The organism is Cylindrospermum stagnale PCC 7417 (assembly GCF_000317535.1).
Lineage (GTDB): Bacteria > Cyanobacteriota > Cyanobacteriia > Cyanobacteriales > Nostocaceae > Cylindrospermum > Cylindrospermum stagnale.
On record NC_019757.1, the window covers coordinates 60655 to 86666 of the forward strand.

Annotated in this window: 25 protein-coding genes and 2 pseudogenes; 13 read left to right on the top strand and 14 right to left on the bottom strand. The window is 42.2% G+C overall.

Translation table 11 applies throughout. From position 1 onward, the window contains the following. Positions 1 to 364 precede the first annotated feature (364 nt). Positions 365 to 1093: a M15 family metallopeptidase gene (locus CYLST_RS00250; protein ID WP_015205695.1), complete on the bottom strand. Its 729-nt coding sequence runs from the start codon at positions 1091 to 1093 to the stop codon at positions 365 to 367. Positions 1094 to 1477: 384 nt separating this feature from the next. On the opposite strand from CYLST_RS00250, the gene CYLST_RS00255 reads away from it, so the two are divergent. From CYLST_RS00255 to CYLST_RS00265, 3 genes are all read left to right on the top strand, one after another. Next, the gene (locus tag CYLST_RS00255) at positions 1478 to 3091 is read left to right on the top strand and encodes a tetratricopeptide repeat protein (protein ID WP_015205696.1); all 1614 of its coding nucleotides are present in this window, start codon (positions 1478 to 1480) and stop codon (positions 3089 to 3091) included. Between the two features lie 209 nt (positions 3092 to 3300). Next, positions 3301 to 4305 carry a 2-hydroxyacid dehydrogenase gene (locus tag CYLST_RS00260; RefSeq protein ID WP_015205697.1) on the top strand — a complete coding sequence of 335 codons (1005 nt, stop codon included), beginning with the start codon at positions 3301 to 3303 and terminating at the stop codon, positions 4303 to 4305. Between the two features lie 249 nt (positions 4306 to 4554). Then, positions 4555 to 5847, top strand: a complete 1293-nt coding sequence (locus CYLST_RS00265; RefSeq protein ID WP_015205699.1) for an ATP-dependent DNA ligase — start codon at positions 4555 to 4557, stop codon at positions 5845 to 5847. Positions 5848 to 5893: 46 nt separating this feature from the next. Here CYLST_RS00265 and CYLST_RS00270 read toward each other — a convergent pair whose 3' ends face one another. The 4 genes from CYLST_RS00270 to CYLST_RS00290 all read right to left on the bottom strand — a co-directional run bounded on the left by CYLST_RS00270 (position 5894) and on the right by CYLST_RS00290 (position 9838). Then, positions 5894 to 7054, bottom strand: coding sequence for an SIR2 family protein (locus tag CYLST_RS00270; protein WP_015205700.1), 1161 nt, complete (start codon positions 7052 to 7054; stop codon positions 5894 to 5896). 737 nt (positions 7055 to 7791) lie between these two features. After that, positions 7792 to 8172 carry a hypothetical protein gene (locus CYLST_RS00280; RefSeq protein ID WP_015205701.1) on the bottom strand — a complete coding sequence of 127 codons (381 nt, stop codon included), beginning with the start codon at positions 8170 to 8172 and terminating at the stop codon, positions 7792 to 7794. Positions 8173 to 8527: 355 nt separating this feature from the next. Further along, a complete protein-coding gene (locus CYLST_RS32915) occupies positions 8528 to 8920 on the bottom strand; it encodes a hypothetical protein (protein ID WP_172642145.1) in 393 nt (130 codons plus the stop codon). Positions 8921 to 9145: 225 nt separating this feature from the next. Then, a complete protein-coding gene (locus CYLST_RS00290) occupies positions 9146 to 9838 on the bottom strand; it encodes a response regulator transcription factor (protein ID WP_015205703.1) in 693 nt (230 codons plus the stop codon). Positions 9839 to 10018: 180 nt separating this feature from the next. On the opposite strand from CYLST_RS00290, the gene CYLST_RS00295 reads away from it, so the two are divergent. Beyond that, positions 10019 to 11398, top strand: coding sequence for a sensor histidine kinase (locus tag CYLST_RS00295; RefSeq protein WP_015205704.1), 1380 nt, complete (start codon positions 10019 to 10021; stop codon positions 11396 to 11398). 41 nt (positions 11399 to 11439) lie between these two features. Here the strand turns inward: CYLST_RS00295 and CYLST_RS00300 are convergent, their stop codons facing one another. The 6 genes from CYLST_RS00300 to CYLST_RS00330 form a co-directional block, all read right to left on the bottom strand. Then, positions 11440 to 12183 (bottom strand): M50 family metallopeptidase, encoded by a 744-nt coding sequence (locus CYLST_RS00300; RefSeq protein ID WP_015205705.1) that lies wholly within the window; start codon positions 12181 to 12183, stop codon positions 11440 to 11442. Between the two features lie 243 nt (positions 12184 to 12426). Beyond that, a complete protein-coding gene (locus tag CYLST_RS00305; protein WP_015205706.1) occupies positions 12427 to 13341 on the bottom strand; it encodes a double zinc ribbon and FHA domain-containing protein in 915 nt (304 codons plus the stop codon). A gap of 97 nt (positions 13342 to 13438) precedes the next feature. Continuing rightward, a complete protein-coding gene (gene pgl, locus CYLST_RS00310; protein WP_015205707.1) occupies positions 13439 to 14161 on the bottom strand; it encodes a 6-phosphogluconolactonase in 723 nt (240 codons plus the stop codon). A gap of 220 nt (positions 14162 to 14381) precedes the next feature. Further along, on the bottom strand, positions 14382 to 15167 hold the full coding sequence (locus CYLST_RS00320) for an MlaE family ABC transporter permease (RefSeq protein WP_015205708.1): 786 nt from the start codon (positions 15165 to 15167) through the stop codon (positions 14382 to 14384). Between the two features lie 81 nt (positions 15168 to 15248). After that, a complete protein-coding gene (gene rph / locus CYLST_RS00325; RefSeq protein ID WP_015205709.1) occupies positions 15249 to 15992 on the bottom strand; it encodes a ribonuclease PH in 744 nt (247 codons plus the stop codon). Positions 15993 to 16161: 169 nt separating this feature from the next. Continuing rightward, on the bottom strand, positions 16162 to 16743 hold the full coding sequence (locus CYLST_RS00330; protein WP_015205710.1) for an adenylate kinase family protein: 582 nt from the start codon (positions 16741 to 16743) through the stop codon (positions 16162 to 16164). 347 nt (positions 16744 to 17090) lie between these two features. On the opposite strand from CYLST_RS00330, the gene CYLST_RS00335 reads away from it, so the two are divergent. The 4 genes from CYLST_RS00335 (at position 17091) to CYLST_RS00350 (ending at position 19506) form a co-directional block, all read left to right on the top strand. Beyond that, complete coding sequence (locus CYLST_RS00335; RefSeq protein WP_015205711.1) at positions 17091 to 17627, top strand: P-loop NTPase family protein; 537 nt, start codon at positions 17091 to 17093, stop codon at positions 17625 to 17627. A 296-nt stretch (positions 17628 to 17923) separates the two neighbouring features. Next, a complete protein-coding gene (gene dcd, locus CYLST_RS00340; protein ID WP_216595240.1) occupies positions 17924 to 18475 on the top strand; it encodes a dCTP deaminase in 552 nt (183 codons plus the stop codon). Between the two features lie 298 nt (positions 18476 to 18773). Then, positions 18774 to 19121: a hypothetical protein gene (locus CYLST_RS00345; protein ID WP_015205714.1), complete on the top strand. Its 348-nt coding sequence runs from the start codon at positions 18774 to 18776 to the stop codon at positions 19119 to 19121. Further along, entirely contained in the window at positions 19114 to 19506 is a 393-nt protein-coding gene (locus CYLST_RS00350) for a hypothetical protein (protein WP_015205715.1), read from the top strand. Before CYLST_RS00345 ends, CYLST_RS00350 begins: the two co-directional genes overlap by 8 nt. Before the next feature lie 172 nt (positions 19507 to 19678). Here CYLST_RS00350 and CYLST_RS00355 read toward each other — a convergent pair. After that, a pseudogene (locus tag CYLST_RS00355) lies at positions 19679 to 19942 on the bottom strand (DUF4346 domain-containing protein); the annotation flags it as partial. Between CYLST_RS00355 and dcd (CYLST_RS35650) the strand changes: the two are divergent. Further along, a pseudogene (gene dcd, locus CYLST_RS35650) lies at positions 19943 to 20083 on the top strand (dCTP deaminase); the annotation flags it as partial. A gap of 31 nt (positions 20084 to 20114) precedes the next feature. Here the strand turns inward: dcd (CYLST_RS35650) and CYLST_RS00360 are convergent. After that, complete coding sequence (locus CYLST_RS00360) at positions 20115 to 22049, bottom strand: ATP-binding protein (RefSeq protein ID WP_015205716.1); 1935 nt, start codon at positions 22047 to 22049, stop codon at positions 20115 to 20117. Positions 22050 to 22294: 245 nt separating this feature from the next. Here CYLST_RS00360 and CYLST_RS32085 point away from each other — a divergent pair, with 245 nt between their 5' ends. The 3 genes from CYLST_RS32085 (at position 22295) to CYLST_RS35655 (ending at position 24832) form a co-directional block, all read left to right on the top strand. Then, positions 22295 to 24052, top strand: a complete 1758-nt coding sequence (locus CYLST_RS32085; protein WP_015205717.1) for an eCIS core domain-containing protein — start codon at positions 22295 to 22297, stop codon at positions 24050 to 24052. Positions 24053 to 24055: 3 nt separating this feature from the next. Beyond that, a complete protein-coding gene (locus CYLST_RS00370) occupies positions 24056 to 24286 on the top strand; it encodes a hypothetical protein (RefSeq protein ID WP_015205718.1) in 231 nt (76 codons plus the stop codon). Positions 24287 to 24676: 390 nt separating this feature from the next. Continuing rightward, a complete protein-coding gene (locus tag CYLST_RS35655) occupies positions 24677 to 24832 on the top strand; it encodes a hypothetical protein (RefSeq protein ID WP_245587451.1) in 156 nt (51 codons plus the stop codon). A 76-nt stretch (positions 24833 to 24908) separates the two neighbouring features. Here the strand turns inward: CYLST_RS35655 and CYLST_RS00375 are convergent, their stop codons facing one another. Then, on the bottom strand, positions 24909 to 25289 hold the full coding sequence (locus CYLST_RS00375) for an REP-associated tyrosine transposase (protein ID WP_245587452.1): 381 nt from the start codon (positions 25287 to 25289) through the stop codon (positions 24909 to 24911). A gap of 109 nt (positions 25290 to 25398) precedes the next feature. Between CYLST_RS00375 and CYLST_RS00380 the strand changes: the two genes are divergently transcribed. Further along, positions 25399 to 25968, top strand: coding sequence for a WD40 repeat domain-containing protein (locus tag CYLST_RS00380; RefSeq protein ID WP_015205719.1), 570 nt, complete (start codon positions 25399 to 25401; stop codon positions 25966 to 25968). Positions 25969 to 26012 lie beyond the last annotated feature (44 nt).

The following is a 26012-nucleotide window of genomic DNA, read 5'->3' on the forward strand; positions in this document are numbered from 1 at the left end:
TGAAAAAATTGTAGGTTGGGTAGAGCACAGGAGGGTTAGTTATACCAATTCTGTAGAAAGATGCGCTCAATTTAAAGATAAACAAACCACTCCAGACGCAGAGAAGCCAGTGCGTTGCGGAGCCAGTTGCGTGGGCGGGTTTCCCGACTTGAGCAAACTGGCGTGGGGTTCCCCCCGTTGTAGCAACTGGCGCGACATGAGAGTTGGAAAAGACAAGGTTAGGAAATTCGGTGCAGCCTCATAAAGAAATGGTATTAGTACCAACAGGATTTTTGTTGGGTTTCGTTCCTCAAACGCCACTTGCTTTAAGTCGGGAAACCCGCCCAACGCAGTGGCTCCCCAACCTACGCTTTAATATTAAGACCTAATTTACAGGACGGGGAATTGCACTAAATGATGCATCAATTACTGGGAATTTTTCCCAACCTGATGCATCAAAGTGCCACCATTCTGTTGGTAGTCCGACAAATCCATATTTTTGCATGGCGTCTTGTAGTAACTGCCGATTTTTTCGAGATTCGCGTGTGCCACCGCTATAGTTTCTATTGGAAGCTGGGGTAAAAGTATCAAATTCACTTGGCATTTTTAGTTCTTTACCTTTACTATCTACCAGTGTCAAATCTACTGCTGCACCGCGATTATGTCGAGAACCTCTGCTAGGATTAGCAATATAATTCTCATCTGGTAGTATCTTCCACATTAGTTTTTGCACTGACAAGGGTCTATAGCAATCGTAGACTTTTAATTTTAGGTTATTTTTTGCTAATTCTTCTTGGACTTGCGAGAGCTTTTTGGCTACTAGATTTCGCAATATGCATCTGCTGTCTGTGTATAGCTTTTTTTTGAGAAAGTTGTTGGGTGTGGCGTAGCGGATATCAAGCATAATCTTTTTGTTGATTGATTGGATATCAACTAGCTGAGAGTTATCAGTAGCTGGAACTGCTGGTGAATAGCTGGAATAAAGGACTAATTCAGATATGGTTTTAGTGGTTGACTGCGGATTTGTGCTGGCTAATGTAACCTGATGGTAGGTAAGATTGAAGAATAGTGTCAATATGATCAATGTTATAAATTTTAGCCAAGGATATTTCATTGCTTATGCCTGGATAATGTTGATGGCTGAGGGTGTAATCTCACTTGACACCAGTGGTCTAAATTAGGACTTACGCATTGACAAAAAATGGTAAATATGATTATCGAGTTTATTCATTGAAAGCTCTATAGATTGTGCGTTAGGCAACGCACACTACGGTTAGGATGGGTAAAAAGATGCATGAAAAAAGCTGGAAAAAAGGGTAAGTTTGTACGGTGCGTAAGTCTTATAAATTATGATATGCATTTGAGAGCCGATCTGAAAACTAGGGATAAAGAAAAATTGATGATAATCAAGGAAATTTCCCGCATTTATCTATATTTATCTTCTGTTTTTGGCTAACGGATGAGTAAGCACTGGAAACTCATAACCTAAATAAGTTATATGAATGCTGAAGATTTGATCAATCAGGGATTAAATAAAGATTTGCAAGGGGATTATTTAGGGGCGATCGCACTTTATAATGAGGCATTACGGCTCAATCCCTGTCTGGCCTTAGCTTTCTACCATCGGGGTCAAGCCTACTTTGCTTTGTCTGAGTACTCCGAAGCGATCGCAAATTATCGCCAAGCAATAGAACACAAATTAACTCAAAATATCAATTTTGATATCGCTAAAGCTTATCACAGCCGGGGTTTAGGGCGTTTTGATCGCGGTGATCATCAAGGTGCGATCGCCGATTTTGATTCTTCTTTGGAGTGGTATCCTAATTTTGTCGCGGCTTACAGCAATCGCGGGAATATTTTCTATATTTTAGGGAAGTACTCAGACGCGATCGCTGATTATGATCAAGCAATACGGTTAAATCCTAACTTCGCGCCTGCTTATCATAACCGGGGAAATACCCGCTACGCTCTTGAAGATTATCCAGGTGCGATCGCTGATTATAACCGTTCACTGGAGATTAACCCCAACTTTGGCGAAGCTTATTATAGCCGAGGTTTGTTTTTTTCTCACCTCAAAAAATATGAAAAAGCGATCGCTGACTTTAACGCCGCGCTGAAATTAAATCCTGATGATGTGCAAGCATACTATGAGCGGGGATTGGTTTACAGCGCTTTGGGAGATGATCAAAAAGCGATCGCCGATTATAACCAAGCATTGCAAGAAAATCCTACCCTGGCTTTAGTTTACGGCTTTCGGGCGAATGCGCGTCACCGACTAGGAGACTACCAAGGTGCAATTGCAGATAGCAACCGATTATTGCAACTTAATCCTAATTTAGCTGAGGGATATTGCGATCGCGCTGCGGCTCGTCGTGCTCTCGGAGATTATCAAGGCGCAATTCAAGATTATAATCGAGCATTGCAGATTAATGTTAACTTAGCTTTTGCCTATTATGGGCGAGGAATTGCCCGCGAGGCTTTGAAAGATTTTCAGGGTGCAATTGAAGATAACACTCTAGCCATAGAAATTGCCCCTGAGTTTGCTCCAGCATACTGCAATCGGGGTAATGCTCGCCGCTTGCTAGGAGATGAACAAGGAGCAATTGCCGATTATAGCCAAGCATTGCAGATTAATCCCGATTTGATAGAGGCTTATTACAACCGAGGTTCTACCCGCTATGCTTTAGAAGAATATGAAGGTGCGATCGCAGATTTCACCCAAGCATTGCAGATTAATCCCGACTCAGCCCCATTTTATAGCGATCGCGCCAATGCTTACTATGCCTTAGAAGATTATCCAGCAGCAATAGCAGATTACAATCAAGCAATTGTCCTTGACCAAAGCTGTGCTGAAGACTGGTTTAACCGGGGTCGTAGCCGTTCTTTGTTGGGAAACTTAGAAGGAGCGTTAACAGACTTAAATCAAGCCTTGCAGCTACAACCTGACTGGGCTACAGCTTACATTTTGCGGGCGGATGTTCACCGGAATTTGGGTCAGGAAGAAAATGCGATCGCTGATTTTCAGCAAGCAGCCGAACTCTATCACCAACAAGGAAATACACAGTATTACCGCCAAATCCTCAACCTAATCGCAGAACTTCAAGAATATTAGAGGATTGGATCTCTCCTTTGTCTCCTCCAATTACCTTTTTCCCAATTACCCATTACCCATTCCCTAAATCCTAAATATTTGCTTTAATTCCACAATTCCCCAACAACGCCAATCTCCAAGACTGGCAATGATAGCAGATGCATCAGCACCTCAAAACCTCAAGCTATCATTTACAAGAAAATATGCAGCTTTAAGCCAGAGGTTTTGCCATGAAAGTAGCAGTTTTCAGCACAAAAACCTACGACCGGCAGTTTTTGTCAGCTGCAAATTCCCCCATTCAACACGAGTTAGTCTTTTTTGAACCCCGTCTCAATCGGGACACCGCCATCTTAGCAGCAGGCTTTCCGGCGGTTTGCGTATTTGTCCATGACCAAGTTGACGCCCCAACTTTAAAAATTCTCGCTTCAGGGGGAACTCGGCTAATAGTCCTTCGCTGTGCCGGATTTAACAACGTAGACTTAACAGCCGCCGCAGAGTTAGGAATTACCGTTGTCCGTGTACCTGCATACTCACCCTATGGCGTAGCAGAACACGCTGTCGGATTGATTTTGAGTTTAAATCGCAAAATTCATCGTGCTTATAACCGCGTCCGGGAAGGCAATTTCTCTCTAGAGGGACTGTTGGGATTTAACTTGTATGGGCGTACAGTAGGGATTATCGGTACCGGCAAAATCGGTCTGATTTTGGGAAATATCATGAAAGGGTTTGGTTGTAACATCCTCGCTTATGATGTTTATCACAACCCAGAATTAGAAGCGCTGGGTGGTTCTTATGTAGAACTAGGGGAGATATTTGCTAAGTCTGATATTATCTCCCTCCATTGTCCTCTGACTCCAGAAACTCATCATTTGATCGGCAGTGATGCGATCGCGCAAATGAAGCCCGGTATGATGATCATTAACACTAGCCGAGGCGCGCTGATTAACACCCAAGCAGTCATTGAGGGGTTAAAGTCCGGTCAAATTGGTTATCTCGGTGTAGATGTTTACGAGCAAGAATCGGAATTATTCTTTGAGGATTTGTCCGATGAAATCATTCAAGATGACGTTTTCCAGCACCTGACAACCTTCCCCAACGTACTCATCACCGGACATCAAGCCTTCTTTACAGCAGACGCACTCCGCAATATCGCCGATACAACCTTGGCTAACATGACCGACTTTGAACAAGCTCGTCCCTGTGCCAACGAAATCCGCGCCCAACCCCAACCTTAAGTTCTCTCGTTCTCTCGTTCCCAGTCTCTGACTGGGAATGCCCATTAGGAGGCTCTGCCCCCCTGAAGAGCATTTCCAGGTTATACCTGGAAACGAGGAGTTGACTGCTGCCTCTAGATAGTACAAATATATTAAAAATCATCTCGATAATTAAATTAAGCAGTACATACATACTATATACTGTTCCAGAGTGAGTTATCCCTTTGATACCAGCAGTCAACACCATCCCTCTCACCCTGATAAAAATTTATGAATATCACTGTATACATTGAATCAAAACGAAATACCAACAAGAGAATTCCCGCAGAAATCCGGGAACGCTGGAATAATCGCATTCTTCAACGCTCATTACACCTGATGGGTACTGCGGGAGCTATCCAATATCTTGCAGATTATGGACGGGGAATTGCTCTACCTAAAGTTGTTAACTTGGCAATCTGCGCCGAATCAGAAGGTTACCCAGAAATGGCTTTGGGGTTTTGGAATAAAGCATTTGAGCTAGAAACAGGAGAAAAAACACCAGCACAGCCAGCAAATACTGGTTCTGTCACCACAGCAACTTCAAATCCCCCAAAAACGCCCAAAAACCTGATTCTTGTCAAGGATTTACCACCCCATTTGCAGCCAGGACACATTGTCACCATGCAGCCGGTAGATGCATCAAGCAATGGGCTACGCCCCGCTGGAAGCGAACGCACCTACTACATTAACTCACCCGACTACTGGGGACAGCCGAAACGCGATGGTAATAGGTTAATTGTCATTGCTACCAAAAAACAGATTTATTACCAATCACGTTCTACGAGAATTAAAGAGCAACCCTCAATAGAAATCAACCAAGCACTATTAGAAGCTGCAACCCAATTAGGATCTTTCGTACTAGATGGCGAATTGTACTACCGTTCAGTCACTCTCAGCGAACATCGTACAGGTTCTCAAGCAGCCACCGTCAATATAGCCGCAGGGGCAGCAAATATTCCCCCAACGCCCGTTTACGCCATATTTAAAAGTTTGTGGTTTTCAGGAAAAGACTTGACAACCGTCACAGAGGCAGAAAGGATTGCAGCGGGCGAAGAAATTGGCAAGTATCTGCAAACCGACTTTTTTGAGGTAGTGCCTACAGCCCGTACTAGCCAGGAAAAAGCCGAACTGGCATCTAAACAGCAGTTGGAAGCTAGAGAGGGGGAAATTTGGGTACTGAAAAACTGTACTTATATAGGTGGCAAAGATACCCGAACATTGGCAATAGTCCGGACAAAGTACTGCCTCGAATTAGACTTAGTAATTATCGGCTTAACTTCCAAAAACGACCCTAGCCGACCTTTTAGCGCCATCATGGTAGCCCAAGAAAAGGAAGGAAAGTTAGTGCCAATGGGGTTAGTGGGAACAGGCTTTACACAGCAAGATATGCTAGAAATAGCCCGTCGTCATGCAGCCAACCCCGGAGGCGTGAAAATCACGGTGCGATCGCAAGGACTAACAGAAAGCGGAAAATTGTGGCATGGGCGATATGTCGGGTTCTGTGAGGAGAATGAGCCTTAAAAAATTAACAATTAACAATTAAAAATTAAAACCTGGTTTTTGATTTTTAATTGTTTAAGCCGTCCTTGTTATATGCAAGCACCTGCTCAATCCAGTCTGTAAACCCCCCTGAATAAGCAAATACATTATCAACATCTATAAAATTTATATACTTAAAACAATTCCGCAACTTTTGAACCAAATAATCTTCATTTGAGTAATCTATATAAAAAATATACTTGCCGTGGACATCTCGTAAATCTTCGGCAAATTGTCTGATGAGAAAGCTCAATAAAGCATCTTCTTCAGAAAGGCTATACCCAACAATAACTAAAACACGACTTTCGTGAAGCAGGCGAACTGCTTTGGGAAACACCGATGAAAAATAATGATTAGTGTAATTCTGCTCCTTTGATGGCATCATCAGTTCTGGTGGCTTCAGCTTAATCTCCTCAAATGAACGTTGGCGGTAATCTAAATGATAATTGTTTTGAGTATTTAGAATTTCAAAACCGCCATTTATCTTGAGAATATTATCAATTGCCCAATGATCGTGAATAACATTTTTATTTTTAATACCACAAATCATATTAGGAGTTATGCCCCGATAGCTATTTCTTAGGACACCTGTTGAATTGATAATATTATCTAAAATGGTCTCGATCACATAATCGTAGTTAGTTGATATAAAATCAACATGAACCCCAGTAGAAAAACCAGAACATTCTTTTTGTTGGATTCTTAACCATTTAAAGAATTTTAGGATATTCTCTTGAGCTTCAGTTAGTTGTGTCGGTAAGGGGAAACAACCTGTTTGGTCATCAAAATAATTAATTGATGTAATTTCTTCAAATCTTTTCTGTGTCAGTGCTTTAAGTTCATCAAGTGCAATATTAATACTATTTTCATCCATATAACGTGTTCTAATGCCAGGATACTTAAGCTGCATATTTAATTGATAAACTAACTCCTTAAACTTCTCAGGAGACGTATCTTGAATACTTGGGTAACCTGGCTGTGTCAATAAATCTTTAATTTCTGATGGGGAATTTTCAATAAATTTTTTCGGAAAAGTAAAAAGCTCATTACCCGTGGGAGAGTTTATATCCCAACTTTTTGAGAAGCCTGCCCCGACAAAAAATGTAATATTTGTCAGTATATCTCTACCTCTATCAGCAGATTTGGTAACAACTTCATAAAAAGCTTGGGCAGAATTTTTCGAGTTCATTATGGGATGTCTCTTGATTTACAGAAAACTAGCGGTAAAAAATCACCACAGTTTCACTGTATCAAAAAACACTTATTTTGTTGGCTATTAAAGTTGAGTGCGATGGCACATCGCACGTTCTCCCATTTTCCTGCCACATACTCCCACAGTCGCCACAAATAGCAGGTGTGGGTTGCTATCGAAGGAAGGATATTGCTAAGTATATAAGGTTGGTAGAAGCACTGCTGGCAAATATCAAACCATCGCTCAAGGTTCAGTTTCGGCACCTTTACTTCGTACTAGAGCCTCCGGCACGCTCCGCGTTCACGTTCGCGGAGCGTGGCGTTAGCCGTAGTGTCCCGAAGGGATACGCTTCGCTGGTGCGCGAAACAAAAAAAGATTTATGCAACAAGTCCATCCAGTTGAAAATCGCTCTAATTGAAGACAAAAAAGTTTTGGCAATTTGGCATTACAAATTTCTCAATTGCAGTTTAAATGAGATATCGAGAGGGATAACGGGATAGTAAAAAAGTTAGACGAGGAATGGTTTGCCCCCATGCCTCAGTACTCCCACCCCATCGCCAGTTGTTAACAGAGTGCTGTATAACGGCCCTATTTGGGTGAAAGAGTTAACTTGCAGCGCTCGGTTACCGCTTCACTACAACTGGCTATAAATGCGACAAAAAATACATAATACTTGATAATTCTATCGACTGGTTAGATTTGACAGACAACTTAAATTTGCTAGTCATTACTTATTAGTCGCCTAACACTTTCGATATTAATTTGTCTGCTTCCAATCGCTGATAAGTCAAATGGATAATAGCCGCACATTCTGTCAAAGAGCACTGATTACAGGCAAAACCCAAGGCATCCAGCAACATTAAAGTGGTAACACCCTCTATTGCTAGGGACGATACAAAATTTGAAACCCCCTCAGCACTGGTATCTATAGGCAATGCCCCAAGCAGGCACCGGAGACAATCAACTGAAGCAGTCATACCGTCTAAATCTTGGGTGTCTGTTGCTAGTTGAACAATGCCTACCATGATTTGATTTGCGGTGATGCCCTCTTTAATTAGAGAGATAAATAATGTTGCCAGAAAGTTCGGGGTGTTATTGTCAAGTTTGATATTCATAAATGTTTTAGCTCTTTGGTGTAACAATAGACGCCCTGTTTTTTGTATATCCGGACACTTTTGGACAAAAAATTATTTAGATGCAGTGACAGGATGGGAATTGTTACAAATATCACCTGAAGTAATTTCGATCTACTGTCAGTTGGATGTAGTAAAATCTACCGCTGCCGCGATAAGAGTTTTTAATGTTCACAAAAACTTCTAATGCCATTTTCTCAAACATCTGTAATTTCAATCACGCACTAAGTAAAAAGGCATAAATAAAGATAACTGTCTAAAGAAATTTGAAATAGTCTAAAACCCAATTGCCTCTTGCCTAAAGAATTTGGTTATTCATCCGTTAAGCTTAAGAGTCTTAAGTTTTAGGTTTACTGGCTGAGGTAATAAAATCAGAAATGGAACTAGCCAAAGCCAAATATTCTTTGGGACTAAGATGGCAATTTTTGTAGGATTCATTTAAGAAACGGATAAGTGCCAAACTTGCAGATTCCAGTTTTACCCTTTTCCTGGCTGCCCTGATAGCTTGATGCGTCCCAGGATAAATATGGTTATTACTAATCCCTATTTGCTCGTCTGGCATCCAACATTTAAATGCGTAACCTTTAGATAATGGTATTAATTCAATCACCCAACCATGATATGTATTTTTCTCCTTCATCCACAATTCCCCTCTTTGTTCAGTGATTGAAATCTTTAGTCTTTTTTCCTCACGTCTAAACAAGAGGATATAACCTATATATGCAATCACTGTGCAGAATTTGTGCAGAATTTGTGCAGATGATTTCACCCTTAAGAAAAACCTGGACAAAATTGGTAAGCCAACGCTTGAGCGCGGCTTTGATAATCTCATTTTCACACAAGATATTGGGTGATGCCGCCTTGCGCTTCCGAGTTTAGGCATCTAACCCATAGATTTTAGCTCAGGAACCGCCAATTTTGGCTAACTTTAATGAAACCCAAATCGATATTATTTCTATTTGAGGCGATAGCCCAGTCCATGAACTGTTTCAATAAAATCTTCCGGTGCACCTAAAGCTCTCAGCTTTTGTCGAAGACATCTAATGTGAGACCTCACGGTTTCTTCTACCGGAGAGTCGTCTACTGACCAAACCTGCTCAATAATGCTAGAACGGCTCAATACTCTTCTGCCATTGGCAACCAGCAATTCCAAAATAGTATATTCTTTTGGGGTTAATGACAGAGGATAACTATCGTAAATAACCTCGTAAGTACTTGGATTCAAGTGCAGTTTTCCCCAAGACAAACTCACTGTAGTTGCAGAACTACCGCGTCTGAGTAAAGCACGTATCCGAGCCATTAATTCTTCTAAGTCAAATGGCTTTGCTACATAATCATCTGCTCCTGCATCTAACCCAGCAATCTTATCGGCTACGGTATCACGGGCTGTTAACATCAGCACAGGTGCGCCAGCGTTCCGATATGCTGAATTACTGGCGCTAGTGCTACGTAAGCGTTGACAAAACTTGATCCCATCTAGTTTTGGCAGCGTTACATCTAACACCACTAAGTCATACTTCATTGATTCTGCTGAATTCCAAGCTAATTCTCCATTTTTGGCAACATCTACTACATACTGACGTCTGCTTAAAGCTTCTGTTAGTACCTCCGCCAATTGAGTATCATCTTCAACTACTAAAATTCGCATAATCTCTTAGACATCACCGAAATAGTAATATTCTATGGGAAAAGAATATCATAAAACTTTTTTTACATCAAAACATGAGTTTCATACTGAATCATAGTGAAGATAATTTTTAAGAAACACGATGAAAAACAAGCTGTATTAAAATCAAAAACAATCAGAATTATTGCTAGTAGGTAATTTATGAAATTGTCGCTCCAAAGAAAATGGATTGCGGGAGGTTTTGGGTTAACTCTCTTGCTCATTGGATTAATCACCTTTGCTTCATTTAAGAACACAAATGAAATCGAACAGAGTGCTAATAGGGTGCAGCATACTTATCAAACCCTGAATACTTTGTCAAATTTCTTTGCGGCAATGACGGTTGTAGAATCGACGCGGCGAGGGTCTATCTTTTTGGGGAGTAAGCAAGATTTAAATCGTTATCCAAGTGAAGTGACAAATATGCAGTCTGAACTTATGCTGTTAAAGAAGCAGATACGTCCTAGCTCGAGTCAGCAACGGCGATTTGAACGGTTGAACTCATTGGTAAATCAAAGATTAGCTCTTCTCAAGCAATCAATGGAACTTTATCAAAAAGATAAAACAGCATTACAGGTGCAAACTAATATTACTGAACGCAGTGTTAAGCTGCGAGAAGAAATTATCACCGTAATGGCTGAGATTAGATCTGAAGAACAACGTTACCTACTAAGCTCGTTAGAGGAATCTGAGAAGAGTATTCACTTAAGAATCTTGATGGAAATAACGGGGATTATTTTAAGTATTATAGTAATTTCTAGTTTATGTATTGTACTTGATAGTCAATGGGTGAAACGTCAGCAAATTGAGTCTTTAAAATTTTCTCTAGCTAAAGAAAAAGAAATTGGTGAATTAAAACTCCAGTTGTTTTCGATGATTTCTCATGAATTTCGTACACCTTTGAGTGTAATTTTACTTTCATCTCAATTATTACGGGAGATTCTTGAAGAATTGGTGGACGAAAAGCGATTAAAAAATCTCTACCGCATTCAATCTTCAGCAAAGTTAATGAATCATCTGCTAACAGATATATTGACTTTAACTAGAGCTGAGGCAGGTAAGCTAGATTACAAACCTCAATTGATCAATGTTGAAAATTTTTGTTTAAATTTGGTGGAAGATTTGCAGCTATTTGGCACCACACCACATCTGATAGAATTTATGAATAATGGTCAGTGTTTTCGGGCCAGTTTAGATGAAAAGCTGCTTTACTCCATCCTCAGTAATTTGCTTTTAAATGCAATCAAATATTCATCTGCTGGAAATAATAAAATTTACTTGATTTTAAATTCTGAGCCAGAAGCTTTAGTTTTTCAGGTGATAGATAAAGGCCTAGGTATTCCACCAGCAGAACAGCAAAAAATTTATGAGCCTTTTTATCGATGTCAAAATATTGAGAATATCGTTGGTACTGGGCTGGGTTTAGCCGTTGTTAAGAAAAGTGTGGAACGCCACCAAGGAGAAATTTTTGTGGAAAGTGAATTGGGTTGTGGAACAACGTTTACTGTGAAGATTCCTCACCAAAATTTAGCGGTGGTTTAACTGGAGTTTAGATATTATTTTTTTGAATTTTTGCTTCTCCATTACTGAGAACGATAAGCGACGCGGAGACTTTGGACTAGAATTATTAGGGATGCGATCGCCATTAACCCACCCCAAAACCAGTAAGGTAACAGCAAATATCGCTGCATTTGCGCCGTATCCGAGAGTCCCAGGGGGCCTGCACTGTAGCTAAATAGATAATCGAGTTGATGGTAAGTACTCACACAAGCTTGCACACCGAGAAATTGAACGGCAAACCCCTGTAGCCAACGGGGAGTTCTCAAAGCAATTAAGAGGATAATTAAACCCAGCAAGGGAATTGCCACAAATCCAAACGAAGAACGCACCCAAATTAATGTTGACAGCAGCAAAAAACCCCCTAAAATTTTCAAACTCAGGGAGGCTGCTGTAAAACTGCGGGAAGCTAACAGCAAAAATGCACCGGCAATTGGGGGGCCCATCGGCCCAGCTGCGGCAACTAACCCCGGGCCAATTGGCCCCAATGATGTGCGGATGGCATAAGTTGCTACACCTGAACCATTGCCAAAAATCTCTAATTTCTGAAAGTTTCCTCCCAACATCAGAGCCATCAAGCCGTGACCCATTTCATGGAACCAAGTTGCTAGGATCGTGAATGGGTATAAAATGTAATTGCCTGTTGGTAATTGCCACAAGATAGTCGTGGCGATCGCAGCTGCTATTAGCCAAGTTAGCCCCATACGTTCAACTTCTGGCGGGGCTTCTTTGGTTAGCAAGGGCTGAAACTCTTTTCCTGGTTCCCTCATAGGTTACTTTCCTTCAGGTAATTACCACAACTGCCTTGGTGTTGTTTCATCCATCCTAATCGACTTTTAATCACAGTGGAGTTAGTCAGCAATAGGAGGAATTAAGCCTAGACGTGACGACGGAAAACTACAGTCAACCGTCGCCCGTCCAAAGTCCAACTTTCTACCAGGATAGATGACGCTATAAACAGCAATAAGGGGGTGTAATCATAAGGCTGGTCTCTAAGAAAGAGTCAGCATCGGCTAAGAGAGTTGAAAAAGGAATGTCACCATATCTCCTTTACCTAGACTGATGCGATCGCCTGGACGCAAGCGGTGTCTGTTTCCCGGTAATAGCGGCAAATTATTAATATAAGTGCCGTTGGAACTACCCACATCTTCTATATAATGAGCATCTCCCTCAACGCGAATATCTGCATGAATCCGCGAGACAATTTCCGAATTGGGAAATCCTGAAACATCTATATCAGGGGGAATCCGGTCATTGGGCTTGCCGATATGAATTACAGAAAGATTTTGCGGTAATTCAATTTCTCGGTCGCTTTGGACGTGGAATAACCGCGCCGTCACCTGCTGCAATTGCGTTCTAGCGGCATTTACTGCGGGTACTTCCGGTGCTGGTGCTGCTATTGGCTCCGGTGCTGGTTCAGCCGCTACTATTGGTTCCGGTGCTGGCGCTGCTATTGGTTCCGGTGCTGGTTCAGCAGCTGCTATTGGTTCCAGTGCTGGTGCTGGTGCTGGTGCTGGTGGAGTCGGAATTTCCTGGCCTGTGGCTACGGGTGCAATAGCGATGGTTTGCTGATCTGGGGCTGCTATTGGTACTGGCGCTGGCGCAACTGCCATTACTGTCGGTGGTAAGGTTGAAGTAACGGCAGGGGCAGCAGGCGCGGCCAGTCCCAAGGGATCTGGTTTTAAAAGTTCTAAAATTGGGTCAGGGGAAACTAATGCCGGTACTTCTACGGCGATGTCGGGAGCGATGGTGGGAGCGACGACATTTGAGTGCAGGTTATAGCCACACTGACCACAGAAAGCAGCATCTGCCTGCACAGTTGCCCCACAACTGGGACAGTTAGTAGTCGCTGGTAACGGCGTGTAGCAAGCTTCACACTGGACAGCGCCGTCTGGGTTGGGATGATTGCAATTAGGACAGACGATCATGGATTTAAGCCTTTGTTCAAGATCATCGTAAAATATTACTGGCAAGCAGAGGAGCAGATATAGCTTTCGATTCTAACAATTACTCCTGATGGAAAATTTAAGGTTTGAGTTCCAAACCTGCTGCTGCGTCTAGCAACCACCAAAGTTCTCCTTGGGGTTGAATTAACCGGGATGGATATGTCAAGTCATCCGCTACGGGTGCGAATATTTGCGCTAGTGCTGGTCGTTTATTCGCACCAGCGACGAGGAAAATTACACTCCGAGCAGCATTGATAAATGGGTATGTGAAGGTTATCCGGGGGTGAGCGTCTTTGTTACCCACAGTAATTAAGCGATCGCTTACTTTGAGCGCTGCGGTGTGAGGAAACAAAGATGCGGTGTGTGCATCATCACCTATTCCCAGCAATACCACATCCATTGCGGGAAACTTTCCAGGTGCAGAATTAAAAAATTCTTGCAGATGCTGTTCATATTTAACAGCCGACTGCTCTGGATTTCCTTCTAAAGTTGGTATAGCGTGAATATTAGCCGCTGGCATAGCTACACGATCTAGCCAAGCACGACGCGCCATTAGTTCATTACTATCGGGATGATCTGGTGGTACGTAGCGTTCATCACCCCAGAATACATGAATTTTATCCCAAGGCAAATTTTGATTAGCAATCGCTTCGTACAATGGCTTAGGTGTGCTGCCACCGGCTAAAGCAATAGTAAATTTTCCCCGCTGCTCGATAGCAGTTTTCAACCTGGACAAGATCAACTCCAGTGCTCGCGCTACCAGCGCTGGCTGATCTGATAAAATTTCAACCGTTTTGTTCATAGCTTCATATTGCCTGCTTCCAGCAATACCATACCGAACTTCTGACCTGCTCCCTTTTTAACTTTTGAAACTTTTAACATCATCAATTAGGTGGGAAAAATTAACCTAGATGTTCTTTATCATTATTAGTGGTCAGTTGTCAGTAGTCAGTTGTACTAACCGCTAATCAAGAAAGCACTCTTGCAAGAGGCAATGGGCAGATATAATTTGACGCTTGGGTTTAAAGTGTGGGGTGCTCAAACATCAGCAAAGAAAGCACAAAATCCATGATAAAAATTGACACCCAAGTAGTCACAACTGCTGTTGTGGCTGATTCTCCTACTTCCTTGGCTCCTCCCTGAGTAGTTAGCCCCCAACTACAGCCATTGACAGCGACTATAGTTCCAAAAATCAAGCCTTTGAGGAGAATAATCCACAAATCTGAGGGTTCTAAAAAATCTCTAACTGACTCTAAAAAGGTCTCTGGCTCAACTCGGTAAAATTGTGACGCGGCAAAAGCTCCCCCAGTGATGCCCGTAACTAAAGCAAAAATCATCATCAAGGGCATCATCAAACAGCAAGCAATGACTCTCGGCAAAACGAGATAATCAATCGGATCGGTTTTGAGCATATAAAGTGCATCAATTTGCTCTGTGACTTGCATAGCACCTATTTCGGCGGCAAAAGCCGAGCCGACTTGTCCAGCAATAATACTAGCAGTTAAAATTGGTGCTAATTCTCTGCAAAAGGCTAAAGCAAACGCACCTCCCACAGAATTAACAGCACCAAATCGCACTAATTCTCTGGCCGTTTGAATGGTAAAAATCATCCCAGCAAAACCACTCACCATCAGCACGGGAGACATAGAACCAGGCCCGGCACTTACCATGTGTTCCAGAATTTTCCGGTAATAAGTCTTTCCTTGCAGAAAATGTAGGCAAATTTGACCGAAGAGCAGTACTGCGGCAAAACAACGTGCAATCCACAATTGCTCTATTTTTCTTTTTGGTTGCAATTTTAGCGCCATTAATACTGACAATCCAAAATCCTCACACCAATCTCCTGTTTTAACGCATGGGTCAATCTAAAATCCTGGCATTGAGCGACCTTAATTCCCCACAAATAGCGTTTCCCAGCCGGGGACAGCTTCCCGTTGGGCGATTAATAATTGCTGAATGCCTTTTTCTGAGAAATCCAGTAGTTGATTTAATTGGCTACGGCTAAAGCTGCCGGATTCCGCTGTTCCCTGGACTTCGATGATTTCTAGGTGTTGATTCATCACCACATTGAAATCGACTGATGCAGTTACGTCTTCGATATAGTTGAGATCCAAAAAAGGCTCTCCCTGCAATAAACCGACAGAAACTGCGGCTATTTGTCCGCGCAGTGGCGATCGCTTGATTACTCCTTGTTGCAATAATTGAGATATTGCATGGCACAAGGCGACAAATCCGCCTGTAATCGCCGTTGTGCGCGTGCCAGCATCCGCCTGCAACACATCAGCATCTACAGTCAGCGTCCGTTCTCCCAACGCCTCAAAATCTAATGCTGCTCGCAGGCTGCGGCCAATTAAACGTTGAATTTCTTGCGTCCGCCCCGATAATTTCAATAATTCTCTTTCTTGCCGTTGTTGTGTGGCAGATGGCAACATTCGGTACTCAGCAGTTAACCAACCTTTGCCGGTTCCTGCTAAAAACTTGGGTACTCCCTCAGCTACGGTGGCGGTACAAAGTACCTGAGTATCACCGCATTTGGCGAGAACGGAACCGGCTGCATAGTGGGTGAAACCGGGGTAAAAGCTAATCGGACGCAGTTCGTAGGATTGCCTACCGTCTGGGCGCTGCCAAACCATTGGAGTTGCCTCAAAATTTTTATTGAAAATACGTATGCATTCAGGTGTTTCAATGCCAGTCACAGAGGCACTTTCAGGATTTGCTTAATTATGTGCCCAGAAACTTATTTGCCATGATATCCGAAAACTAGCATTTTCTTTGACACTTATCAGCAGAATCACAAACCCGCTAAGGGATGGAGAGCAGAGTGAGAATGTTTTGCTGTACAAGTTCTGGCGACTGATCGCCGTTGATTGTCAATAGGCGGCGACGACGGTCGTAATATTCTAAGATGGGAATTGTGCGATCGTAAAATAGTTCTACACGGCGCTGGACGATTTCCGGTTGGTCATCTGGAAGCGATCGCCCCAAAGAACGGCTAACCATTACTGCTTCTGGAACTTGGAGATAAATTGCCCAATCTAGCTTTTGCCCTAAATCGTCTAACAAAAAATCTAACTCCTCGGCTTGGAATGCAGTCCGGGGATAGCCCTCTAACACCCAGCTAGAGTTGACATCGAACTTTTTGAGGTGAACTCTGATCAATTCAATCATCATTTCGTCTGGGACTAATTCCCCCGCTTCTACATAAGGCTGGGTGTAGCGACCTAAATCACTCAATTCGCTGTGTCCGTCTAGCAAATCTTCGTTAGACATCGCCTGCCGTAAAGTCTCGCCTGTGGAAATCAGAGAAATATCAAAGTATCTGCAAAGCCTTTGTGCTTGACTGCTTTTACCCGATCCTGAACCTCCCAAAATCACTAATTTCACAACTATTTACCCCTCATTCTGTCAAATTCACTATTTTATAACTCGTTTTTGCCCAAATAAACGGGAAATCTAACGCAAGAATGATTTTTATCTGCTACTCCAGCTTTTTTAAGTTATGAAAAATGCCAATTGTGTGTTCTTATTTTGGCGTTAGCTCGCATATAAAAAATGATTTTGTCAAGCAAAATAACTCTTGACTTGAGGACAAACCTAGTGTTTGACTAAGAATGCCGATCGCTCCTATCAACTACACCTGTGGAAAACAGATAGATTATGTAGGTGGAGAATGCGATCGCTACTCCCAGCAAAAGTTTTTTATTCTATAGTGATTTTTTAAACTACGCCCTATGGTTGCCCAGCTAGAAACCCCAAGTGTAAATTCGACTCTCAGCTTACCATATCCCGTCGAAGGACTAGTGCAAGTTTTCACTAGCTCCCATCGTAACTTTTTCACCAGTGTCATGGCTCAATCACTGAGAATTGCCGGTCAAGGTACGCCAGTCTTAGTTGTGCAATTCCTCAAAGGTGGCATTCACCAAGGACAAGATCGACCGATGCAACTAGGACAACATTTAGATTGGATTCGTTGTGATTTGCCGCGCTGTATTGATACACCACAGTTAGACGATTCTGAAAACCAAGCCCTACAACAACTGTGGCAGCATACACAAAAGCTAGTATGTGAAGGTAAGTATTCTCTCGTGGTCTTAGATGAGTTAAGTTTGGCAATTAACTTCGGCTTAATTCCCGAATCAGAGGTTTTAGAGTTTCTCGCAAAACGTCCCCCCAACGTCGATATCATTCTCACCGGTCCAGAAATGCCAAAATCTCTCCTAGATGCAGCAGACCAAATCACCGAAATCCGTCGCAGTCATCGTCCCTAAAATGCACAACTTCATGTAGGGTGCGTTCCCAACGCACCGTTTCCCCGACATAACACCACAAGTCTAGAATGGTGCATTAGCCAAAACCTCAGAACACACCCGACAAAACAGGATTTGCGGTGATTAGATAATTTGTGTGTACACAGTAGCTTTTTAAGCAGGCTTGGGAGAATCTTCACGAGATCAAAAAGCTAACTAAACTATATTTGTGAATAATGCACCACTTCAAGATATCCTAGTAATTCGTTTGAGTTACCCGTGAAATTGTGATTAAAAACGATATTTGGATTGCTGAAATGGCTCAAAAGGGTATGATTTCGCCTTTTGAGCCAAGTTTAATACGCCGTCTTGCAGAATTACCTATAATTTCATTTGGTCTTAGCAGCTTTGGCTATGACATCAGACTATCACCCAACGATTTCCGTATTTTTAAGCATATTCCAGGCACAGTAGTTGATCCCAAGAATTTTAATCCTGAAAACTTGGAGCAAACAAAACTCCATACAGATGAAAATGGTAGTTACTTCATCCTTCCAGCACATTCCTATGGACTTGGGGTTGCTCTTGAAAGGCTAGAAATACCAAATAATATTACAGTAATTTGCATAGGTAAAAGCTCCTACGCAAGGTGTGGTATAATTGCAAACGTAACTCCTGCGGAGGCAGCTTGGCGCGGTTACTTAACCTTAGAGTTATCCAACGCTTCTAGTGCCGACTGTCGCATTTACGCCAACGAAGGCATAGTACAGTTGATGTTTTTAGAAGGAGCGCCCTGTGCAGTGAATTACGAAGCACGTCAGGGTAAATATCAAGATCAGTTAGGAGTTGTAACTCTAGCTAAAGTTTAAACACAAGAACAATAACATAGGCACTACATTTAAACCAGCACATGGAACATATTCTGAAAAAATAGCTTGTTTAAAGCTATATTCTGTATCTATGCTGGTTATAAAAATAATGACTTCAATCACCTGCTTCAGTTTCGACAACTGTTTTATTGCTACCATCCAATATGAATGGGATAACACTCATAAGTTTTACCAAATCAAAAATTACTGCCGACTAATTATACACTGAATTATAAGTTGTACCTCATTAATTAGAAATTAGGTTACGTCAGGCTTGCCGTTATATACTTAGGTCATCATGCCAGGAGAAGAAGCAATCTCAGATCCATTTTTGATTCAACTATTAGAAGGGTATAATTTAACAGAGGTAGTTGAGATTGAAAAATATATGACCGAGTGGGATGCTGCTACTTATAGCAGTGTTGCTCAGAGTATATTAGACCATGCAGCTAGAAAAAATATTGACCCTTTAAAATATTTACGCAAAGCTCATAACTTTAATAAAAAAGGAGCAATCAGAGTTCCAAAAACTGGATATCGTGGAGATAGTTCAGCAGTATATCGGAAAGGTAATGAATATCTGATTGTCAGACCAGACAAATATGGTAGCGAAAAGATAGTTACTTATGGAGTTAACGATGACTGAAGCAATTTTAAATGAGCAGGAATTGACAAAGATAAATATTGCTCAATTATTGTCACAATTGACAAAGGCATATCAAAACACCCGCAGCGAAAGAAAAGAAATTGCTACTAAGTTTCCACCAGAAAATGAGGAATTTTCACTATTAGAAGAAATTGAACTTTTAACAGTAAATTTAAGAGGTTATGCCAGTCAAATTGCAGCTACAGGTCAAATAGTTAATCAGGAGCAGGTAATTTCTCAATTACAAGCAATGCGAGTATTTAGTGTATCCCCAATTGGAAAATTTTATTTTAGCAGTAATGGTAAATATGAACAGATGAAGGATTATATTAGAATGTTGGATTACTTGAGATTGTTATTGTTAGAATATTTGCAGTCTGCTTAAAAGCTAAAGATAAAATTCTATAACTATTATCAATTCAATCGTTATAGTATTATAGCGTTTCCCAGTCTAATGAAGTACAAAATTATCTGTGTTTATCTGCGTCCATCTGCGGTTAATTCTTTCTGTACCTCACTTGAATGGGAATTGCTATATTGATTGCAACCGGACAACTTTATACATTTGACAAGTATAAATATGTCTTAATTTTCAAAGGTTTATCTTGCTCATAAATCAACTCTTGTTTACTCGATAAAGCAAATTCTGCTTTTTGCAACTCCCCACCCAAGTAAATCGCGTGTTCAACTTGCAACCCAGGACAATCTGCTACAATTTGCCGAGAAAGTTGACTTGCAGATTTACGAGAATAACAATTAACTACTTCTCCAGAACCAGAAATTGTATGTTCTACAATAATGCTGCCATCCTGCACAGTGATTCCTATGGCTACGATATACGCCTTTCTCCTGCTGAGTTCCGCATATTTCGCCACATTCCCGGAACTGTAGTAGATCCCAAAAAATTTAATCCTCAAAATCTAGAACCAACAGCACTACACCGAGATTTTGGCAAAAAATATGTAACTAATTTTGTAAAAGTACATAAATTGATTATGTCCAGCCTTGCACTTCTTTATCAGTCAATATCTTTTTCAATTTCACACACTCCCGTTGTGCTGCTGTTTTGATGTGTTTCATCATTACAGGTTCATTCTGATTAGCCGCTAAAAAAGCAGATATCATGGCTATGTTGCGGATATTACCCCCAGCTACTTGCAGTTGTCCCAGTTTCACATAGTCGAGTTCTTGGGTTGGTGTTAAAGTTGGGAAGATACGTTGCCAAATTTGGGCGCGGGATTCTGCTGCGGGGAATGGAAACTCTACCATGAAGCGGATACGCCGCATAAAGGCATTATCTAAAGCATCTTTGAGGTTAGTTGTCAAGATGGCTAAACCTTGGTATGCTTCCATCCGTTGGAGTAGATAACTGACTTCCACATTAGCATGGCGATCGTGACTGTCTTTAACTTCCGAACGTTTTCCAAATAAAGCATCGGCTTCATCAAACAGTAAAATCGCTCCTCCGGTTTCCGCAGCATCGAAAATGCGTGCTAAATTCTTTTCTGTCTCACCAATATATTTACTGACTACTGCACTCAGGTCGATGCGGTAAAGATCCAAACCAAATTGATTAGCAAGTAACTCTGCTGCCATAGTTTTACCAGTACCGCTATCACCGTAAAATAGGGCTGTGATTCCTAAGCCGCGACCACTTTTTTTAGCAAAGCCCCAATCACGGTAAACTTTGTGACGTTGTTGCAGTTGGTCAGCAATGTCTTTGAGAACTTGGACTGGTCTTTCTGGTAAAACTAAGTCTGTCCACTGGGCTGTTGTATCTATGCGTTGGGCTAGGTTATCCAGTTGGGGACGGGCTTGAGTGCGGCAGAAATTCCAAAGTCTCTCCAGAGAAGAGGATTCTGCACTTTTGGTTTGTTGACAAGCGGCTTGTATTGTGATGTAGTTAAGATTGAATTGGGATGCAAGTATCGTAATTTCGACCTTCAGATTGATCGCCTCTTCTTCCAAGTGAGTTGACCAAATTGCTGTTTGCTCTTCAAAACTCAGAGGGGTCACGTCAAAATTGATTAAAGCTCGTTGTTGATTTTGGAGACGTTCTCTAGAACTGATGATTAAAGCTGTGTTGATATTTTCGATAAATAGGGAAATAGCGGCTTTCTGGTGAGGGTCATCTGTGGAGTGGTCACAAACTAAGAATAACACGCGATCGCTTAATATGGCTTCTCGTTCCCACCTTTGGGTGAGTTGATAGATATCATTGGGGCTGGTGGGTAGTGATGCGGTGGAAATAATGCCTAAGTTGTAGTTGAGGCGATCGCACAAATGAGAATAAATATGATATTTACTAGAATAATCAATCCCACAGAGTTGCAGTTGTGGCAATTGGTTTGGGGCATTTGACCAAGTGGCAATTAGTTGATCGGCTATAACTTGTTGGGATGGTGGCAGAATAATGGCAGTATTGTCTAAATTGGGAAAACTGGCTATTCCTGATAAATGCTGATCAACAGCAGGCACCCCTAACAAATAACAGAGAATGCGCTGGTCTATTCTCATCGCTGCTTGGGTGAGAGTAAAACCAGGGGCAAACTCGATCATTTTCCATCGTTGTAATGGGTTTTGGGGAGAGACAACAAACCAATTAGCGTCGGGAAATGCTCCCAGAGCTAAACTGAGGGTAGGATAATCTTGATTGGGGTTGCCAGCAGCTTGGGCACACAAGTCTGCAACGCTGGGGTCTATTTCCCTGGACAGACAGAGCAAGAGTATATCCCGTTCAAACTTTTGGAGATTAAATTTACTGCTTAATTGCCCAAGAGCCACGGGTGGAGAGATAGCAGAATTAGCCTGATAATTTGATGATTTTCCCTCAATATAACATTCTAATAAGTGCCTGATGCGCTCTATTTCTGATTGCAGAGATTGCAAGTTGGATTGATAAGAGTTTGAGATGGCAGTAGTTTTCATAGACGGTTTTAAGCGTTTTCCGCTTATGTATTTTTTAAATCGAGTATTATGGAAATTCCACGGACTACACTACATCATTGACAATGTTAGTAGGATTGTAGATTAGAGCATGAACCATAGCGCTCGGCATAATTTTTTGGCAGGAATCTTAAGTTAGTTTAATGATGAGCATCTATCTAAAGACATAGTACATATTATACAATAGTGAAGCAGATTAAAAATATTAGAATAAAAGAAGGGAAAATATGTCTAAATCGGGTGGTAAGACAAATGCGGCGGCATGGCAACCCACAACCCAGGCTGCAAGTAAAAGCATATTTACATCAAGACCGTTTCCCGAAATAGTGCAGCGGGAGCAGGAAACGGCAGGTAACGGGGAAAAAGCCGCCCAACCCGTAAATAGAAGAGGAAGTATTATTGAAAATATTAATCGTTCGATGTCAAAAAACTCCATACCTGCGGTGAGTAATGCGGGAATAGTGGGAGTGCAAGCCAAGCTGACCATCGGTGAACCAGGGGATCAATACGAACAAGAAGCGGACAGAGTGGCAGCGGAAGTAGTGCAAAAAATGAATGCACCAGCAGCACCGGGCATTACAGCACCCCCAAGAGAGGATGGATTCGACAAGAGTCTACAGCGAAAGCCAGTTATCCCCATACTTGCGAGCAGACTTAGCCCTGGTGTGGAAATGCCCTTGATGCGTCAGAACGGGTTGAGAGCCAGCCATGTACCGGATGTGCAAGCAGATTTTGAAACTAAATTAAATCAAGCCAGGGGTGGAGGAGGAGCATTAGATGCAGCCTTTCGCGCCAAGATAGAGCCGGTAATGGGTGCAGATTTTAGTGGTGTGCGGGTACATACTGACTCTGGGGCAGATGAGATGAGTCAGTCGATACAGGCGAAGGCGTTTACAACCGGGCAGGATGTGTTCTTCCGGCAGGGGGCCTATGAGCCTGGGAGTAGCGGGGGTCAGGAGTTAATTGCCCATGAGTTGACCCATGTGGTGCAGCAGAATGGGGGGGCGGTACAGCGCGTATCCGAAAACGAGGAAGAAAAACCGAAGGAAGAAACGAAGCAGAATGAACGAGGCACAGTGATTCTTCCGCAGGCAGTCTTTCAAGAGCTAGATGCGACTCAATATGCCAATGTGGGATCAAATGAGATATGTGAAGCGGTACAGCCCTTGCTCACCGAATATCTCGCTGTCGTACGGTACAATTCGCTTGAAGATGCTGCGGCGTACCTAGACCATTTGAACGAGAAGCGGAAAGAGGACAAAGGGATGACACCGCAAAAAGCCTTTCAGAGTTTCAGCTATCAATCCACCTTGTCAATTGAAAAGGCCAAAGGCTCCCAATGTGTCGGACAGGGCATTCAGTTTGCGGATCAAGTGCGGCAAATGACGAAGTTGCCTGCCTATCCGTGTGCCGCGACCTTCGCCGGGAAGGAGTACTACGGTCACGGTGCCGCAATGATCGCGTTCAAGAACGCAAAAGACGAGAAAGATGCAGGATACATCTTGATGGATCCAGGATTCAATGTCAACCATCCCATCGTGGTAACCAAGGAAATTCCAGCGAAAGTTCGCTCTAGTACTTACAAACTTGACGAATCAGGATCCATAAAGAGCTACGGAGCAAATGATGAACATGTAGTAACATTTCAACCGCAACAGATACTCAACCCCGATGAGGCTATCACAAAATCGGCTCTGTTAGCATATAACACGTTTACTGTTGTAGCACGAAGCGGGAAGGACAAAATATACATACAATTAGATCTGAGACAAGAGAAATTAATAGCAGTATATAAAAAGAAAAAATTGACAAGTGATCTGGAGGAGATTGAAAAGATAATTAGTGAAGAATTGGCGGAAGTACTAGGATATGAACGAGGCCAACTCCTGGAAACGCTCAAAAAAGTTATACAAGGCAAAGAGGAGATAAATAAGTTGCAAGATTCGACAATAGAAAAGAAACAGGAAGAGGAATATCTGGACTGAACCATGCACAAACAGAATGCGACACCGAAGCCGGAACGAGACGATAATCCACCCAATAGGGAAGAGGCAACAGTTAGTGAACTTATGACTACGGAAGAGACGACCATGCCGCCCATCCCAGAACAAATGTCAGTGGAGAGGCGGCAATACCTGGAAGAGAGATTGGCAGAGCAGTTCAGTGAAGGGGAAGATATAGAAGATGACGACGACTTAAGTTTGTACCTCCCACGATAAATGGATAGAGCGTGTCGAAATAATGTTAGAAAGAAAAACACTTAGTGCAGTAGGTAGGAGAGGGCGCGTAGTGCTAAAGGATCTCATGTCGAGAGGGCGAGGCATTTGAAATAGTGCGATCGCCTATCTTGTAGGGTGGGCATTGCACCGAAAAATATGTCAAGTCGCTTCGCTCCAATTCAAAATTCAAAATTCAAAATTCAAAATTAAAGACAATTAGTGGGAGCTTGGACTCACCACTTTCTTGTTGACCGCCAAATCAAAGATTGTGGCGGGGGCTTGTACCCAGAATTAATTAATTCAAAATTATTTCCATTCTTCTCTTCCTAACAGAATTTTGTATCCCTTACGGGAGCCGTAGGCTCTATGAGTGCATTTTGAATTCAAAAAATGTCAAAACAACAGAGCATTAAAATCAATGCCCACCACACCATTATTCACCAAATGACATCCCTGCAAAATCAGGGGCTGAAGTTTGTCTTCCATCACAACAACAACCCCAACTTAATTGATACTTATCCCTTTCTACCCAACGATGAAAACTAGAATATGTCCACAAATGAGGACAAAAAACCAACCCATGCTTAACCGGGTTGTAATGAATATAATCTAAATGCCTGTGTCAATCATTCTCATCTTGGATTGTATGTTCCCAAAATCGGCGCTGCCAAACATCACTTTCCCGGTGCTTACGACGGGAAGCAGAAACATTTACAGGTAAAGAGCCTTTCCCCTGTAAAGAACGTGTAAACAACACCTTGAAACGTAAAATTCGCTGCGAATAATCAGCGTCGTTTGGTGGTAAAGTCCAGAGAAAATAAAGATGTTCAGGTAAAACTACAGCTGCGGTAATTTCAAATGGTCTTTCTTTCCGAGTTTGAGTTATAGCAGCGCGTAAAAGAGATACATTTTCTGGTTCAGAAAAAATAGGATTTCTCTGATAAGTCACTAAGGTGAGAAAGTAGGTTCCTCCTAGTATATAGGAACGGCAATATTGAGACATATTGCAAGTAGAGAGGGAATTTTATATTGGCTATTTTATATTTATTGATATTTTAATACTATACCTATCCTATGATTTAATAAAAATATAAATATCCTTTCCGGAAATAGTGCAGCGGCAGCAGGAAACGGCAGTTCAAATATCTTACAGCCGCTCAATCGAAACGAAGAATCACATTGTCAGTTGCAAAGGACATGATGCATGGGTGGTCACTGTCGCTTGGTCTCCAGATGGACTGAGCCTTGTATCTGGCTCCAACGATGCCACATTACGTTTTTGGAATGCCGTTAATGGTACGGAAATGCGTTGTATAGATTTTCAGAGTAAGCCACTCTCCGTATCCTGGTGGAATAGAGATAATCTGCTGGCTGTAGGTTGTGGAAATGGTCGGGTATCGGTATTTCGGGTAGATACCCTGGATGAACTGGTTTGCTGTTTAGGCCACGAAGGAGAAGTCAATTGTGTGCGGTGGAGTCGAGATGGGCGTATCCTGGCAACAGGCGGAGACGATCAGACATTACGGCTCTGGCACGCAGAGACTGGACGAGAAGTGTATCGTTTTAACTTTGAGGAAAAGTTTGTCTGGCATGTCTCGTGGAGTCCCAATAATGCCTTTTTATCCGTAAGCCTCTGCGGAGATCGAGTAATTCTTCTGGATGTCCGAAAATTCGTCGATTGACCACTGCTAAAGAGATTTTGTGGTGCGATCACGGATATCAGCTT

Bases quoted from the DNA above. Each gene is read 5' to 3' on its own strand.
- CYLST_RS00250 (WP_015205695.1), bottom strand. From the start codon at position 1,093: ATGAAATATCCTTGGCTAAAATTTATAACATTGATCATATTGACACTA.
- CYLST_RS00255 (WP_015205696.1), top strand. From the start codon at position 1,478: ATGAATGCTGAAGATTTGATCAATCAGGGATTAAATAAAGATTTGCAA.
- CYLST_RS00260 (WP_015205697.1), top strand. From the start codon at position 3,301: ATGAAAGTAGCAGTTTTCAGCACAAAAACCTACGACCGGCAGTTTTTG.
- CYLST_RS00265 (WP_015205699.1), top strand. From the start codon at position 4,555: ATGAATATCACTGTATACATTGAATCAAAACGAAATACCAACAAGAGA.
- CYLST_RS00270 (WP_015205700.1), bottom strand. From the start codon at position 7,054: ATGAACTCGAAAAATTCTGCCCAAGCTTTTTATGAAGTTGTTACCAAA.
- CYLST_RS00280 (WP_015205701.1), bottom strand. From the start codon at position 8,172: ATGAATATCAAACTTGACAATAACACCCCGAACTTTCTGGCAACATTA.
- CYLST_RS00290 (WP_015205703.1), bottom strand. From the start codon at position 9,838: ATGCGAATTTTAGTAGTTGAAGATGATACTCAATTGGCGGAGGTACTA.
- CYLST_RS00295 (WP_015205704.1), top strand. From the start codon at position 10,019: ATGAAATTGTCGCTCCAAAGAAAATGGATTGCGGGAGGTTTTGGGTTA.
- CYLST_RS00300 (WP_015205705.1), bottom strand. From the start codon at position 12,183: ATGAGGGAACCAGGAAAAGAGTTTCAGCCCTTGCTAACCAAAGAAGCC.
- CYLST_RS00305 (WP_015205706.1), bottom strand. From the start codon at position 13,341: ATGATCGTCTGTCCTAATTGCAATCATCCCAACCCAGACGGCGCTGTC.
- pgl (WP_015205707.1), bottom strand. From the start codon at position 14,161: ATGAACAAAACGGTTGAAATTTTATCAGATCAGCCAGCGCTGGTAGCG.
- CYLST_RS00320 (WP_015205708.1), bottom strand. From the start codon at position 15,167: ATGGCGCTAAAATTGCAACCAAAAAGAAAAATAGAGCAATTGTGGATT.
- rph (WP_015205709.1), bottom strand. From the start codon at position 15,992: ATGGTTTGGCAGCGCCCAGACGGTAGGCAATCCTACGAACTGCGTCCG.
- CYLST_RS00335 (WP_015205711.1), top strand. From the start codon at position 17,091: ATGGTTGCCCAGCTAGAAACCCCAAGTGTAAATTCGACTCTCAGCTTA.
- dcd (WP_216595240.1), top strand. From the start codon at position 17,924: ATGGCTCAAAAGGGTATGATTTCGCCTTTTGAGCCAAGTTTAATACGC.
- CYLST_RS00345 (WP_015205714.1), top strand. From the start codon at position 18,774: ATGCCAGGAGAAGAAGCAATCTCAGATCCATTTTTGATTCAACTATTA.
- CYLST_RS00350 (WP_015205715.1), top strand. From the start codon at position 19,114: ATGACTGAAGCAATTTTAAATGAGCAGGAATTGACAAAGATAAATATT.
- CYLST_RS00360 (WP_015205716.1), bottom strand. From the start codon at position 22,049: ATGAAAACTACTGCCATCTCAAACTCTTATCAATCCAACTTGCAATCT.
- CYLST_RS32085 (WP_015205717.1), top strand. From the start codon at position 22,295: ATGTCTAAATCGGGTGGTAAGACAAATGCGGCGGCATGGCAACCCACA.
- CYLST_RS00370 (WP_015205718.1), top strand. From the start codon at position 24,056: ATGCACAAACAGAATGCGACACCGAAGCCGGAACGAGACGATAATCCA.
- CYLST_RS35655 (WP_245587451.1), top strand. From the start codon at position 24,677: ATGTCAAAACAACAGAGCATTAAAATCAATGCCCACCACACCATTATT.
- CYLST_RS00375 (WP_245587452.1), bottom strand. From the start codon at position 25,289: ATGTCTCAATATTGCCGTTCCTATATACTAGGAGGAACCTACTTTCTC.